Source organism: Azonexus sp. R2A61 (assembly GCF_021401135.1).
Taxonomy (GTDB): domain Bacteria; phylum Pseudomonadota; class Gammaproteobacteria; order Burkholderiales; family Rhodocyclaceae; genus Azonexus.
Map to the genome: position 1 here is coordinate 761,693 of NZ_JACBFO010000001.1, position 13,762 is coordinate 775,454.

Sequence of the window (13,762 nt, forward strand, 5' to 3'; positions counted from 1 at the left end):
AGAACAGGATTTGCTGCTTAGACGTTGAACAGGAAGTTCATCACATCGCCATCCTTGACGACATAATCCTTGCCTTCGGCGCGCATCTTGCCGGCTTCCTTGGCGCCCGATTCGCCCTTGAACTGGACGAAGTCCTCGAAGGCGATGGTCTGGGCGCGGATGAAGCCGCGCTCGAAGTCGGTGTGGATGACGCCGGCCGCCTGCGGCGCGGTGTCGCCGGCGTGGATGGTCCAGGCGCGCACTTCCTTGACGCCCGCCGTGAAGTAGGTCTGCAGGCCGAGCAGCTTGTAGCCGGCGCGGATCAGGCGGTCCAGGCCGGCTTCGTGCAGGCCCATCGATTCCAGGAATTCGATCTTGTCGGCGTCGTCCAGATCGGCGATCTCGGCCTCGATGTTGGCGCACAGCGCGACGACCTGGGCGCCCTCGGCGGCAGCGTGCTGCTCGACGGCCGCGAGCAGCGGGTTGTCGGTGAAACCGGTGTCGGCGACGTTGGCGGCGTAGAGCACCGGCTTGGCGGTGATCAGGCAGAAGGGCTTGAGGCTGGCCCACTCTTCCTTGGACAGGTCGAGCGCGCGCACCGCCTTGCCCTGATCGAGCTGGGCCATGCACTTCTCGAGCACGGCGACCAGGACCTTGGCTTCCTTATCGCCGGCATTGGCCGGTTTCTTGTAGCGGTTCAGCGCCTTTTCCACGGTCGACATGTCGGCCAGCGCCAATTCCGTATCGATGACCTCGATGTCGCGGATCGGATCGACGCTGCCGGAGACGTGCACGACGTTCGGGTCGTCGAAGCAGCGGACCACGTGCACGATGGCATCGGTCTCGCGGATGTTGGCCAGGAACTGGTTGCCCAGGCCTTCGCCCTTGGAGGCGCCGGCAACCAGTCCGGCGATGTCGACGAACTCGACGATGGCCGGCTGAATCTTCTGCGGCTTGACGATCTCGGACAGCGCCTTCAGGCGCGGGTCCGGCACCTCGACGATGCCGACGTTCGGCTCGATGGTGCAGAAGGGGTAGTTGGCGGCTTCGATGCCGGCCTTGGTGAGCGCGTTGAACAGGGTGGACTTGCCGACGTTGGGCAGGCCGACGATGCCGCATTTCAAAGACATGATGTATTCCTCAGACGGCTTTGCCGTGCAACTGTTGCTGGGCGCCAGGGAAATCCCCGGCAGCGAGTTTGGGCCAGGCCAGCAGACTGCGCTGCAGGGCCTGTTCGATGTCGGGCGCTTCTTCCTTGCGCGGCGGATGCAGCACGAAGTCGACGACCTGCTGGGCCAGATTGAGCGTGCGCGGATGGCCGATGCCCAGGCGCAGACGCCAGAAGTCCGGCGTGCCCAGTCTGGCCTGGATGTCCTTCAGGCCGTTGTGGCCGCCGTTGCCGCCGCCCTGCTTGAGACGGATGCCGCCCGGCGGCAGGTCGAGCTCGTCGTGCACGACGAGGATCTCGGCCGGCGTGATCTTGTAGAAATTGGCCAGTGCAGCGACCGACTGACCGGAACGGTTCATGTAGGTCGAGGGTTGCAACAACCACAGTTCCCCGGCGCGGCCGGCCTTGCCGAAGAACTTGGCCTGCGGCGCGAGCGTGACGCGCAGCGCTTCGGCCAGACGGTCGACGAACCAGAAGCCGACGTTATGTCGGGTGGCTTCGTATTCCTGGCCCGGATTGCCGAGGCCGACGACGAGACGGGGCGTGGTCATGTGCATGTATGTGAAAAGGCCGCCGGGGCATCTGCCTGCGGCGGCCAAGTATAGCGAAGGAGCCGGGATTATTCGGCGGCGGCTTCGCCTTCGGCTTCCTGCGCGCCACCCTTGCCGACGATGCTGACGACGATCGGGTCGTCTTCGCCGTGCTTGACCAGGGCCACGCCCTTCGGCAGCTTGACCTGGGAAGCGTGGATGTTCTCACCGACCTTCATCGCGCTGAGGTTGACTTCGATGAACTCGGGCAGGTCCTTGGCCAGGCAGTGCACGTCCAGTTCGGTCGTCACGTGGTTGACCAGGCCGCCGCCCAGCTTGACGCCCGGTGCGTCTTCTTCGCCGACGAAGTGCAGCGGCACCTTGATGTGCAGTTCGTGCGTGGCGTCGACGCGCTGGAAGTCGATGTGCAGGATCTGTTGCTTGTAGGCGTGCGTCTGGTAATCGCGCAGCAGGACCTGTTCCTTCTTGCCGTCGATGACCAGGTTGATGATCGAAGCGTAGAAGGCTTCCTTCTTCATCTTCAGCAGCAGGTCGTTGTGGTGGGTTTCGATGGCGACCGGGGCGGCGTCGCCGCCGTAGACGATACCCGGAACCATGCCGGCGCGACGCAGGCGGCGGCTCGCACTCGTGCCCTGCAGATCACGCTTGTTGGCGATAACTTCGAATTGCATGTTGATACTCCAGAATGTTTCCCGAACCGCGACCAGAACGGGAGGTTGAAAAAATCAGTCGATGAACAGCGAGGACACGGAATCGTCGTTGCTGATCCTGCGGATGGTTTCGGCCAGGATGTCGGCGACCGACAGCTGGCGGATGCGCGGCGACGCAGCAGCATCGTCGCGCAGCGGAATGGTGTCGGTGACCACCAGGGCGTCGAGGTCGGAAGTGTTCACGCGCTCGACGGCCGGGCCGGACAGCACCGGGTGCGTGCAGTAGGCGACGACCTTGCTGGCACCGTTGGCTTTCAGCGCGGTGGCGGCCTTGCACAGCGTGCCGGCGGTATCGACCATGTCGTCCATGATGATGCAGGTGCGGCCCTTGACGTCGCCGATGATGTTCATCACTTCGGAAACGTTGGCCTTGGGGCGGCGCTTGTCGATGATCGCCAGATCGCATTCGAGGCGCTTGGCCAGCGAGCGGGCGCGGACGACGCCGCCGTGGTCGGGCGAAACGACCATCGGGTTTTCGTAGTCCTGCTTCTTGATGTCTTCGAGCAGGATCGGCAGGGCGTAGATGTTGTCGACCGGGATATCGAAGAAGCCCTGGATCTGCTCGGCGTGCAGGTCCATGGTCAGCACGCGGTCGACGCCGGAGGCGACGAGCATGTTGGCGACCAGCTTGGCGGCGATGGGCACGCGCGACGAACGCGAGCGGCGATCCTGGCGGGCATAGCCGAAATACGGGATGGCGGCGGTGATGCGACCGGCCGAGGCGCGCTTCAGCGAATCGACGACGACCAGCAGTTCCATCAGGTTGTCGTTGGTCGGGGCGCAGGTCGATTGCAGCACGAAGATGTCGCGACCGCGGACGTGTTCCTGCAGCTCGACGCTGACTTCACCGTCCGAGAAGCGGCCGACGTTGGCGCGGCCGAGATCGACGTTCAGATTCTTCGCGACGGTTGCCGCCAGCTTGGGGTTGGCGTTGCCGGTGAAAACCATCAGGCTGTTGTAGGCCATGTTTCTCATTCCTCCGGGTTCCCGCTGGCGCCGCGGATTTGCCCGATACAATGAAAATCGGGCAGGCCTAAGACCTGCCCGAAGGGAATCTGGCAGAGGAGGAAGGATTCGAACCTTCGAATGCCGGAATCAAAATCCGGTGCCTTGACCAACTTGGCGACTCCCCTGCGGTCGTTCAAACGGGCTCCGTCCGAACGAGGCGCGAATGATACAGGAGGGTTGGCGGGAAAGCCAGCCTTTTCAGCAGATTTTTGCCAACGGATGTTCGCTCAGCCCGTCGGCCAGCCAGCCGCGCATGCCGGCCGGCAGTTCGGCGAGCGTTGCCGCCGCCGCCGCCGGATCGGCATAGGGTGCGAAGACGCAGGCGCCGGAGCCGGTCATCATGGCTTGCGGATTGCGTGCCTTGAGCCAGGCCAGGTGTTCGGCGACGGCCGGAAAACGGGCGCAGGCGACCGCTTCCAGATCGTTGTGGCCGATGCCGGGGCGCCAGTCGGCGGCGGCGATGGCCGGCGTCGAACGGCACAGTTCCGGGGCCGTGAAAATTGCCGCGGTCGGCACGTGGACCGCAGGATGCAATACCAGGTAGGTGGCCGGCGGCAGGTCGATGTCGGTGAAGGTTTCGCCGACCCCTTCGGCGAAAGTGTTGTGGCCGTGGATGAAGACCGGGACGTCGGCGCCCAGCGTCAGGCCGATTTTTTCCAGTTCGCTGCGGTCGACCGCAAGATTCCACAAAAAATTGAGTGCCAGCAGCACGGTGGCGGCATCGGATGAGCCGCCACCCAGTCCGCCGCCCATCGGCAGCGTCTTGTCCAGGCGGATCGTGGCGCCCTGGCGGCAGCCGGTGGCCTGTTGCAGCAGGCGGGCGGCACGTACGGTCAGGTCGTCGCCGGGCGCGACGCCGGGCGTCGGCGTGGCGAGGACGATGGCGCCGTCGTCGCGCGGGGCGAAGTGCAGGGTGTCCTGGCGGTCGATGAAGCGGAAGACGGTCTGCAGCAGGTGATAGCCGTCGGTACGGCGGCCGGTGACGTGCAGGAAAAGGTTGAGCTTGGCCGGTGCCGGCCAGGCGCTGTGCCAGTTCCAGTCGGCGGAAGGGGCGTTCATGGCAGGGCTTTCCAGTTTTCCAGGCGCAGGCGCAGGTCGACCGCAGGGCCGCGGGCGTTGAGCCGGCCGGGCGGCAGATCCGGGGCGTCGCCGTCGTAGAAGTAGTCGATTCGCCAGTCGCCTTCGTCCAGGCGCAGCGGTCGTTGTTGCGCATCGCGTTCGAGCCGGCCGTCCGGTGTCGGCCGGCCGAGCAGCCAGCCGGCCAGCCGCGAGACCGGCAGCGCCTGGCCGGTCAGGTCGGCGAGCAGGCGTTCGGGGTCGCTGTCGGTGTAGGTCTTGTCGTCGGCGGTGCGCAGCGTGGCGCCGTCCGGCGTCATGTCGATCTCGGCCAGGCCGATGCCGAGCGGATTGGCGAGCAGTACGCGGTCGTGGCCGTCGCGGTGCGTCCAGCTCAGGCGGCCGCCGCTGTTCTGCGGTCGACCGTCGGCATCGACCGTTTTCAGCGCAAAACGGCCGTCGACCGCAAAGTCGGCAATGCCGTCGCGGACGGGCGGCGGCGCCAGGCTGATGCAACCGGCCAGCAGGCCGCTCAGCAGCCCGGCAAACAGTCGGTTCAAGGCAGGAATTTCTTCAGCGTGTCGGCCAGCGTGCTGTTGTCCGGATGGTGCTGGCGGGCTTCCAGCCAGATGCGGCGGGCTTCGTCGCGACGTTCGGCGATCCACAGCACTTCGCCGAGGTGGGCGGCGATTTCGGGATCGGGCTTGATCCGGTAGGCACGTTGCAGCGTGTCCAGCGCTTCGCCGATGCGGCCGCGCCGGTACTGAACCCAGCCCAGGCTGTCGAGGATGAAGGGGTCTTCCGGCGCCAGCTTGTTGGCCCGGCCGATCAGCGTTTCGGCTTCCGGCAGGCGGATGTTGCGGTCGGCCAGCGAATAGCCGAGCGCGTTCAGCGCATGGGCGTGATCCGGCTGCAGGGTCAGCAAGCGCTTGAGCCAGGTTTCCATCTGCTCGTGCTTGCCGATGCGTTCGGCGCTGAGCGCCGCGTCGTAGAGCAGTTCGGGGTCGTCCGGTTGCGTGGTCAGCGCCTTGTCGAGCGTTGCGTAGGCTTCGTCGTGGCGTCCGGCCTCGCGCAGCAACTGGGCTTCCGACAGCACCAGCTGGGTGCGTTCGCCGGGCGTCGTGCCGCGGGTTTCGTGCAGCAGTGCGCGTGCTTCCTCGCCGCGGCCGAGTTCGAGCAGCAACTGCGCGCTGCGCGCCCGTGCAGCGACGTAGCGTTCGCCGCTGGTGACCTGCTGGAAATGTCCCAGGGCCTTGTCCTTTTCGCCGGCTTCCTGGGCGATCTGGCCGAGCAGGAAATGTATCGTGCTGCGGTCCGGGAAAGGCGTCTTCAGCAGGCGTTCGAGGCGGTCGCGGCCGATCTCCCGCTGGTTCTGCTGCAGGGCCAGCATGGCGCCCGGATAGAGCAGGGCAGGATCGTCCGGGCTGGCCTTGATCAGCGCATCGTAGTGACCCAGCGCTTCGTCGTAGCGCTTTTCGCCGATCAGCAGGCGAGCCAGTGCGAGACGGGCTTCGCGGGCTTCGGGGTAGCGCTTGACGAAGGCTTGCAGGTCCTCGAAGGCCTTGGTATTCGACTGGCGGGACTGGATCTGGGCCCGGGCGATCGCGGCGATCTCCCAGTCGGGACGCAGGCGCAGCGCCTGTTCGACCGAGGTCAGCGCGCGTGGCTCCTGGCCGGCGGCCAGTGCTGCCTGGGTCAGCGCGAAATGCGCTTCCGGCAGATCGAGGTAGGGCGCGGTCAGGCGGTCGACCAGTTCGAGTACGGCATTCTTGTCCTGGATGCGGGCCAGCGTGCGGTTGAGGTGGAGCAGGTTGCCCGGCAGGTTTTCCTTGTCCTGGGCGAGCAGGGCCGCCAGTTGCGGGCCGAGTTCGTCGATCCGGCCGGCCTGGATGAGCAGCGCGGCTTCGGCCTGGCGGGCCCGGGTCGATTCCGGTTCGGCCTGTCGCCAGCGTTCGGCCAGGGCCAGCGCCAGGTCGTTGCGCCCGGCAAAGCCGGCGATTTCGGTGGCGCGGGCCAGCGCCTGCGGGTCGCCGGTGCGTTCGGCGAGGTCGGCCCAGGCTTCGAGGGCCAGCCGGGCATCGCCGCGCTGCAGCGCGAACTCGCCGAGCAGGACCTGAAAGACGGAGCGCGCCACCATGTCTTCGGCGACACCGTCGCGCGAAGCCTGGGCAAAGGCGGCAGGCGGCAGTGCGAGGCAGCTGGCCAGGGAAAGGGCGACGACGATTTTCTTCGGCAACATGGCGGACATTCCGGATCGGGGGTGTGTTTGAACACGATAAATCGGGTAAGTTTGCGATGTTATTTGGGATTCCACGGAGGAACAAGCGATGCCCGAGTTGCCCGAGGTCGAGGTCTGCCGGTTGGGGATAGCGCCGGAACTCGAAGGACGGGAAATCCGCGGGGTGACGATACGTGCGCCGAAGCTGCGCCACGAAATCCCGCGCGAACTGTCCGGCCTGCTGCCGGGCTGCCTGATCGTTGCCGTGCGCCGACGCGGCAAGTACCTGCTGATCGACTGCCGGCGGGACGGGAAATCGGCCGTCGAAGGCACGCTGATCCTGCACCTGGGGATGTCGGGCAACCTGCGCTTCGTGCCGCCCGAACTGCCGCCCGGCAAGCACGATCACTTCGACCTGGTGCTGTCCGGCACGATCCTGCGTTTCGCCGATCCGCGCCGCTTCGGCGTGATCCTGTGGCAGCCGGGACCGCCGGCCGAGGCCGAGCGGCATCCGCTGATCGCCGTGCTCGGCATCGAGCCGCTGTCCGACGCGTTTACGGTCGACTGGCTGTACGAGCGGATTTCCCGCCGTGGCGGGCCGATCAAGCCGATATTGATGGACGGCCATCTGGTGGTCGGTATCGGCAATATCTACGCCTCGGAAAGTCTCTTCCGGGCGGGGATTTCACCGCTGCGTGCCGCCGGCCGCATCAGTCGGCTGCGTTATGAAGCCCTGGTACCGGCGATCCGTTCGACATTGCTGGACGCCATCGCGGCCGGCGGCAGCAGCATTCACGATTACGTGCACAGCGACGGCGGCGCCGGCTGCTTCCAGATCCAGGCCGGCGTCTACGACCGGGCCGGTCAGCCCTGCCTGCGTTGCGGCGGCGTCGTCCGCCAGGTCCGCCAGGGCGGGCGCAGCACCTATTACTGTGCCGGTTGTCAGCACTGAATGCCGGCGGCAACTTGCTGTTTTCATGCTAAATTGGAATGTCGGATTTTTCCGGAGCCATAACCGTCATGTCGCTCGCCAACCAATTCGCCGCCTACACTGCCTGGCGCACGCTGCTGTCCAACGATATCGGGGAGTTCCAGGCCTGGCTGGGCGATAACGAACTGTCCGACGGCCAGACCGATCTGCGCCTGTCGCAACTGCAGGAACGCCTGCGCGAGGACCGGCTGAACGTTGCCTTCGTCGCCGAGTTCTCGCGCGGCAAGTCCGAACTGATCAACGCCATCTTCTTCGCCGACTACGGCAACCGCATGCTGCCCTCGTCGGCCGGACGGACGACGATGTGTCCGACCGAACTGCTGTTCGACGGCAACAAGCTGCCCTGCGTCGAACTGCTGCCCATCCAGACGCGTGCCTCGAACGCCGGCGTCGGCGAATACAAGCGCTTCCCCGAGGAGTGGACGGTGTTGCCGCTCGACATCGAGTCGCCGGAAGCGATGCAGGAAGCCCTGCGTCACGTCAGCGAGACGACGCGGGTGACGCCTGAGGAGGCCGGGCGTCTCGGCTTCGAGGTGGGCGGCGGCGAGATCGACCTGTATCGCGTCGGCGACGATGGTCTGGTCGAGGTTCCGCGCTGGCGCCACGCGCTGATCAATTTTCCGCATCCGCTGCTCAAGCAGGGGCTGGTCATCCTCGACACGCCGGGCCTCAACGCGATCGGCGCCGAACCGGAGCTGACCCTGTCGCTGCTGCCCAACGCGCACGCGGTGCTGTTCATCCTGGCGGCTGACACCGGTGTTACCCAGTCCGACCTGACGATCTGGAAGGAGCACATCTGTACCGGCGGCTCGACCCGGCGCGGACGCATGGTCGTGCTGAACAAGATCGACGGCCAGTGGGACGAGCTGAAAAGCCCGGCCGAGATCGATGCCGAGATTGCCCGCCAGGCGCAGTCCTGTGCCGACATTCTCGATCTGTCGGTCGCTCAGGTGTTCCCGGTTTCGGCACAGAAGGGGCTGGTCGCCAAGGTGAACGGCGATGCCGGGCTGCTGGCCCGCAGCCGTCTGCCGGCGCTGGAGAACGCGCTATCCGGCGAACTGATTCCGGCCAAGCGCGACATCGTCTGCGAGAGCACCGAAAGCGAATTCGGCGACGTCAGCAAGCGCGTGCGCGGCCTGCTCGACTCGCGGCTGCGCGGCCTGCACGAGCAGTTGTCCGAGCTGACCGAACTGCGCGGCAAGAACAAGGGCGTCGTCGAATACATGATGGGCAAGGTGCGCGCCGAGAAGGAAGAGTTCGAGGCCGGCCTGCAGCGCTACTACGCGGTGCGCAGCGTGTTCTCGACGCTGACCAACAACCTGTTTGGCCATCTCGGTCTCGACGGCCTGCGCCAGCTCACCGGCCAGACGCGCGAGGCGATGCTGGAGGCCAGCTTTTCCAAGACACTGTCGGATGCGATGGGCGGTTTCTTCGCCAAGGCCCGCGAATCGCTGGCCAAGTCCAATCACGAAGTTGGCGAGATCCTGGCGATGATGGAGGCGGTGTACAAGCGGTTCGCCGTCGAGCACGGGCTCAAGCTGGGGGCACCGACGGCATTTTCGCTGCTGCGCTACGAGAAGGAGCTGGACCGCCTGCAAGCCTGGTGCGATACGCACCTGAATACGGTGGTGACGCTGCTGACGCACGACAAGCGGAACATCACGCAGAAGTTCTTCGAGGAAGTGGCGATTCAGGTCCGGCGTGCTTTCGAGCGGGCCAACAAGGATGCCGAGGTGTGGTTGCGGGCGATCATGGCGCCGATGGAAACGCAGGTCCGCGAACACCAGATCCAGCTGAAGCGGCGGCTGGAAAGCATCAAGCGCATCCACCAAGCGACCGATACGCTGGAAGACCGCATTGTCGAACTGGAAAGCGTCGAACAGTCGCTGCAGCGGCAACTCGCCGAACTGCACGGCATCGTCGCCCGCGTCGAGCAATTGCTGTCGCCCGCCCAGATGGCCGAGTTGCGCGCCGCCTGACGGCATTGTCGCGGTCAACCCGCGGTCGACGCAAAAAAGCCCGCGTTTCCCCAACGCGGGCTTTTGCTGGCGGGCGCAGCCTCAGGCGCGGCTATTGCCGGTCAGCTTCTCGTACTTGCCCCAGAGCTGGTCTTCCGATTCGACGACGTCCGGGTTCTTCGGAATGCAATCGACCGGGCAGACCTGTACGCACTGCGGTTCGTCATAGTGACCGACGCACTCGGTGCACTTCGACGGATCGATCTGGTAGATCTCCTCGCCCTGCGAAATTGCTTCGTTCGGGCATTCCGGTTCGCACACGTCGCAGTTGATGCACTCGTCGGTAATCATCAGAGCCATGGTTGTGGTTCCTCTCTCGGTTAGGCTGTCGCCCGCAGGCGCTTTTCGACACAAGGTTGTACAAATTTGCTGACGTCGCCGCCCAGGCGCGCGATTTCGCGGACCATCGTGGCGGAGATGAACATGTATTGCTCGCCAGGCGTCAGGAATACCGTTTCGACCTCGGGATAGAGGTTACGGTTCATTCCGGCCATCTGGAATTCGTATTCGAAATCGGATACCGCGCGCAGACCGCGCACGATGACCTTGGCGCCCTTTTCATGCACGAAGCTCATCAGCAGCGTGTTGAAGCCGACGATCTCGACGTTCGGCAGATCGCCGATCACTTCGCGCGCCATCTCGACGCGATCGGCCAGCGAAAAGCGCGGCTGCTTGTTCGGGCTTTCGGCGATCGCCAGGATCAAGCGGTCGAACAGGCTGGCGGCACGACGCACCAGATCCTCGTGACCGCGGGTGATCGGGTCGAAGGTGCCGGGGTAGAGCGCTACGCGGTGGTCGAGTTTGGTCAAGTCGATGCTCGTCGCAACAAATGAAAATGGACCTCGCCCGCCTTGCCGTGGCGTACCGTCCGCCAATCGCCAAGCGAGTCGATTTCGTATTCCGCCTCGACGTAGAGCGCCGCGTCCTCGTTCAGCGCTGCCGGCAGAAGCGGGGTCAGACGCGCGATCCAGTCCTTGCGATAAGGCGGATCGACGAAGACGAGATCGAACCCCGTCGTCACGGAAGCCAAATATTGTAACGCATCCCCGCGTACGATCCGCACCGAAGGCGGTTTGTGCAGCAATTCGTGGTTTTCCTGCAACGCGGCGAGGACGCGCGGCGACTTCTCGATCATCACCACTTCGGCGGCGCCCCGCGACGCGGCTTCGAAACCGAGCGCACCGCTGCCGGCGAACAGGTCCAGGCAGCGCCAGCCGTCCAGTTCCTGGCCGAGCCAGTTGAACAGCGTCTCGCGAACGCGGTCCGGCGTCGGTCGCAGCCCTTCGCTGTCCGGGAAACGCAGCACGCGGCGGCGGTATTCGCCGCCGACGATACGAACCGCGTTCAATCCGCCGCCACCGTCACGGTGATCAGGTCGGCCGGCCGGACATGGCGGGAAAATGCCGCCTTGACGTCGTCGACCGTGACCGCGTCGACCTTGCCCTGGTACTGGTCCAGGTAATCGAGCGGCAGGCCGTAGAAGGCAATCGTCGCGACATTGGCCAGCAGTTTGGCGTTGCTGTCCAGGCGCAGCGGGAAGCTGCCGGTCAGGTTGGCCTTGGCGGCGGCCAGCTCTTCCTCGCTCGGCCCCTTGGCGACGAATTCGTCGACCACGTCGCGCACCACCTTGATCGCTTCCCTGGCCTGCTGGCGCTTGGTCTGCAGGCCGATCTGGAAGGGGCCGGTCTGGCGCATCGGCGCGAAGTAGCTGTAGACGCTGTAGGCATAGCCGCGCTTGTCGCGGACTTCCTGGACCAGGCGCGAAACGAAGCCGCCACCGCCGAGCGTGTAGTTGCCGACCAGCAGCGGGAAGAAATCGGGATTGCCGCGTTCGATCGCCGGCAGGCCGATGCTGATGTGCGCCTGGCTGGCCGGGTGGGCGAGGGCGATGGTGGCCGGCTTGGGCATGCCGGGCGCGGCCGGCAGCGCCGGCGCTTCGCCAGGTGGCAGCGCCTTGCTCAGGCGCTCGGCGATCTGTTCGGCGCGCCGGCGGTCGAGCTTGCCGATCAACGTCAGCGTGGCATTGCCGGCGGTGTACAACTGCCGGTGAAAGGCGACGACATCGGCGTGTTCGATGGCGGCGATGCTCTCCGGCGTCGCCTGGCGGCCGTACGGGTGCTCGGGGTAGAGGGCTTCCCAGAAAGCCTTGCCGCCGATCGTCTCGGGCCGCGTCATCGCTTCCTTCAGGTTGGCGATGGTGCGGGCCTTTTCCCGTTCAAGGATGGCGGCGTCCAGGTGCGGTGCCCGCAGGACGTCGGCGAGTACGGCCAGTGCCGGGTCGAGCTTGTCGCCGGCGGTCAGCGTGCGCAGCGACACATTGGCGCGATCGGTGTCGGCACCGCCGCCGAGGCGGGCGCCGAGGTCGGCCAGTAGTTCCGAGATTGCCGTTTCGTCGCGCTCGCCGGCCCCGAGGTCGAGAATGCCGCGGGTCAGGGCCGCCAGGCCGGCCTTGTCGGCCGGATCGAACATCGAGCCGGCGGCGAAATCGAGTTGCACGTCGAGCATCGGCAGCGTCGGTGCGGCGACGAAATAAACGCGGACGCCGTTGGCGGTGGTCCAGTGTTCGATGGCGACGCCCGCCTGGGCGAGGCTGGCGGCGGCGAAGAGCAGGGCTGCGGTCAACAGTCTTTTCATGGTGATTTTCCTCAGTGACGGACGGCCGTGGCGGGGCGGCGCGGCTTGCCGTCGAGCGGCTGCGGGTCGAGGATGCCGACGGTCAGCGCGTCGTCGGAGAAATACTTGCGGGCGACCGCCTGCACCTCTTCGGCGGTGACCTTCTGCAACCGGTCGAGCATCGTGTCGACATCCTTCCACGACAGGCCGACGGCTTCCATCTGGCCGATTTCCATGGCCTGGCCGAACATCGAGTCGAGTTTGTAGACCTGGCCGGCGACCAGTTGCGCCTTGGTCCGCTTCAGTTCGGCCGGCGTCACGCCGTCCTGCTGGATGCGGGCGATCTCGGCGCGCAGCGCGGCTTCGACGTCGGCAACGCTCCTGCCTTCGGCCGGGCTGGCATACAGGTAGAGCATGCCCGGGCCGCGTGCCGTGTTGTCGTATTCGATGCCGGCCGAGACGGCGATCTTGTCCTCGCGGACCAGCTTCTTGTTGAACCGGGCGGCGTCGTGGCCGTCGAGAATGCCGGCCAGAATTTCCAGCGCGTAAGGGTCGCGGTCCGTCGCCGGATTGCGCAGGATCGGCGCCTTGTAGCCCATCACCAGGATCGGCAGTTCGGCCGGTGCCTTGACGGTGATCCGGCGCGGACCTTCCTGGCGCGGTTCGACCAGTTGCCGACGCGCCGGCAAGGCGCGGCCGGCCAGGCTGCCGTAGATCCGCTCGGCATCGGCGAAGACCTGCTTGTGGTCGACATCGCCGGCGATCACGACGTAGGCGTTGTTGGGCACGTACCACTGGTCGTACCAGGCCTTGGCGTCGGCCGCGGTCATCGTTTCCAGGTCGTCCATCCAGCCGATGATCGGGCGGCGGTAGGGATGTACCAGGAAGGCGGCCGCCGTCATCTGTTCGAACAGTTTCGACTGCGGGTTGTCGTCGGTGCGCATGCGGCGCTCTTCCATGACCACCTTGATCTCCTGTTCGAACTCCTTGGGATCGACGTTCAGATGGCGCATGCGGTCGGCCTCGAGTGCCATCATCTCGGGCAGCTTTTCCTTCGGCACCTGCTGGAAGTAGGCGGTGTAGTCACGGCTGGTGAACGCGTTGTCGCGGCCGCCGGCGGCGGCCACGCGCTTGTTGAACTCGCCGGGACCGACTGTCGGCGTGCCCTTGAACATCATGTGCTCGAGCACGTGGGCGACGCCGGAATGGCCGTCCACCTCATCCATGCTGCCGATCCGGTACCACACCATGTTGACCGCCGTGGGCGCCCGGCGGTCTTCCTTGACGATCACGCGCAGGCCGTTGCTCAGCGTTGTTTCGTAAGGATTGGCCAGGGCTGCGGTCGACAGCCAGGGGGCCAGGAAAAGGGCCAGGACAAGAGGAGGGGCTTGGCGAAGCAGTCGTCGCATGATCATGGGAAATTGGGCTTTCTGCTAGAATTCGGGGCTGT

General features: G+C 65.7%; 14 protein-coding genes and 1 tRNA gene. 2 read left to right on the forward strand and 13 right to left on the reverse strand.

The window, feature by feature from the left end; all coding sequences use genetic code 11:
* Positions 1 to 17: 17 nt before the first annotated feature.
* From ychF to L0962_RS03825, 8 genes are all read right to left on the reverse strand, one after another.
* Positions 18 to 1,109, reverse strand: a complete 1,092-nt coding sequence (ychF, locus tag L0962_RS03790) for a redox-regulated ATPase YchF (RefSeq protein WP_234084349.1) — start codon at positions 1,107 to 1,109, stop codon at positions 18 to 20.
* Positions 1,110 to 1,119: 10 nt separating this feature from the next.
* Entirely contained in the window at positions 1,120 to 1,698 is a 579-nt protein-coding gene (pth, locus tag L0962_RS03795) for an aminoacyl-tRNA hydrolase (protein WP_234084351.1), read from the reverse strand.
* 68 nt (positions 1,699 to 1,766) lie between these two features.
* Positions 1,767 to 2,369, reverse strand: a complete 603-nt coding sequence (locus tag L0962_RS03800) for a 50S ribosomal protein L25/general stress protein Ctc (RefSeq protein ID WP_234084354.1) — start codon at positions 2,367 to 2,369, stop codon at positions 1,767 to 1,769.
* Between the two features lie 54 nt (positions 2,370 to 2,423).
* Positions 2,424 to 3,374, reverse strand: a complete 951-nt coding sequence (locus L0962_RS03805) for a ribose-phosphate pyrophosphokinase (protein WP_234084356.1) — start codon at positions 3,372 to 3,374, stop codon at positions 2,424 to 2,426.
* A 90-nt stretch (positions 3,375 to 3,464) separates the two neighbouring features.
* A tRNA-Gln gene (locus tag L0962_RS03810) sits at positions 3,465 to 3,541 on the reverse strand.
* Between the two features lie 73 nt (positions 3,542 to 3,614).
* Positions 3,615 to 4,475 (reverse strand): 4-(cytidine 5'-diphospho)-2-C-methyl-D-erythritol kinase, encoded by an 861-nt coding sequence (gene ispE / locus L0962_RS03815; RefSeq protein ID WP_234084358.1) that lies wholly within the window; start codon positions 4,473 to 4,475, stop codon positions 3,615 to 3,617.
* The gene (lolB, locus tag L0962_RS03820) at positions 4,472 to 5,032 is read right to left on the reverse strand and encodes a lipoprotein insertase outer membrane protein LolB (RefSeq protein ID WP_234084360.1); all 561 of its coding nucleotides are present in this window, start codon (positions 5,030 to 5,032) and stop codon (positions 4,472 to 4,474) included. Before lolB ends, ispE begins: the two co-directional genes overlap by 4 nt.
* Positions 5,029 to 6,711 (reverse strand): tetratricopeptide repeat protein, encoded by a 1,683-nt coding sequence (locus tag L0962_RS03825; protein ID WP_234084362.1) that lies wholly within the window; start codon positions 6,709 to 6,711, stop codon positions 5,029 to 5,031. Before L0962_RS03825 ends, lolB begins: the two co-directional genes overlap by 4 nt.
* A gap of 88 nt (positions 6,712 to 6,799) precedes the next feature.
* On the opposite strand from L0962_RS03825, the gene mutM reads away from it, so the two are divergent.
* Entirely contained in the window at positions 6,800 to 7,642 is an 843-nt protein-coding gene (gene mutM, locus L0962_RS03830) for a bifunctional DNA-formamidopyrimidine glycosylase/DNA-(apurinic or apyrimidinic site) lyase (RefSeq protein WP_234084364.1), read from the forward strand.
* Between the two features lie 68 nt (positions 7,643 to 7,710).
* Positions 7,711 to 9,660: a dynamin family protein gene (locus L0962_RS03835; protein ID WP_234084367.1), complete on the forward strand. Its 1,950-nt coding sequence runs from the start codon at positions 7,711 to 7,713 to the stop codon at positions 9,658 to 9,660.
* A gap of 81 nt (positions 9,661 to 9,741) precedes the next feature.
* On the opposite strand, the gene L0962_RS03840 is transcribed toward L0962_RS03835, so the two are convergent.
* The 5 genes from L0962_RS03840 to L0962_RS03860 are packed head-to-tail and all read right to left on the reverse strand — an operon-like array spanning position 9,742 to position 13,721.
* Positions 9,742 to 9,999 carry a YfhL family 4Fe-4S dicluster ferredoxin gene (locus tag L0962_RS03840; RefSeq protein WP_234084369.1) on the reverse strand — a complete coding sequence of 86 codons (258 nt, stop codon included), beginning with the start codon at positions 9,997 to 9,999 and terminating at the stop codon, positions 9,742 to 9,744.
* A 20-nt stretch (positions 10,000 to 10,019) separates the two neighbouring features.
* Positions 10,020 to 10,508 carry a pantetheine-phosphate adenylyltransferase gene (gene coaD, locus L0962_RS03845; protein ID WP_234084371.1) on the reverse strand — a complete coding sequence of 163 codons (489 nt, stop codon included), beginning with the start codon at positions 10,506 to 10,508 and terminating at the stop codon, positions 10,020 to 10,022.
* Positions 10,505 to 11,047 (reverse strand): 16S rRNA (guanine(966)-N(2))-methyltransferase RsmD, encoded by a 543-nt coding sequence (gene rsmD, locus L0962_RS03850; protein WP_234084373.1) that lies wholly within the window; start codon positions 11,045 to 11,047, stop codon positions 10,505 to 10,507. The genes coaD and rsmD overlap by 4 nt, the downstream gene beginning before the upstream one ends.
* The gene (locus L0962_RS03855; RefSeq protein WP_234084376.1) at positions 11,044 to 12,333 is read right to left on the reverse strand and encodes a pitrilysin family protein; all 1,290 of its coding nucleotides are present in this window, start codon (positions 12,331 to 12,333) and stop codon (positions 11,044 to 11,046) included. The genes rsmD and L0962_RS03855 overlap by 4 nt, the downstream gene beginning before the upstream one ends.
* 11 nt (positions 12,334 to 12,344) lie before the next feature.
* Positions 12,345 to 13,721, reverse strand: a complete 1,377-nt coding sequence (locus L0962_RS03860; RefSeq protein WP_234084378.1) for a pitrilysin family protein — start codon at positions 13,719 to 13,721, stop codon at positions 12,345 to 12,347.
* Positions 13,722 to 13,762: the final 41 nt, after the last annotated feature.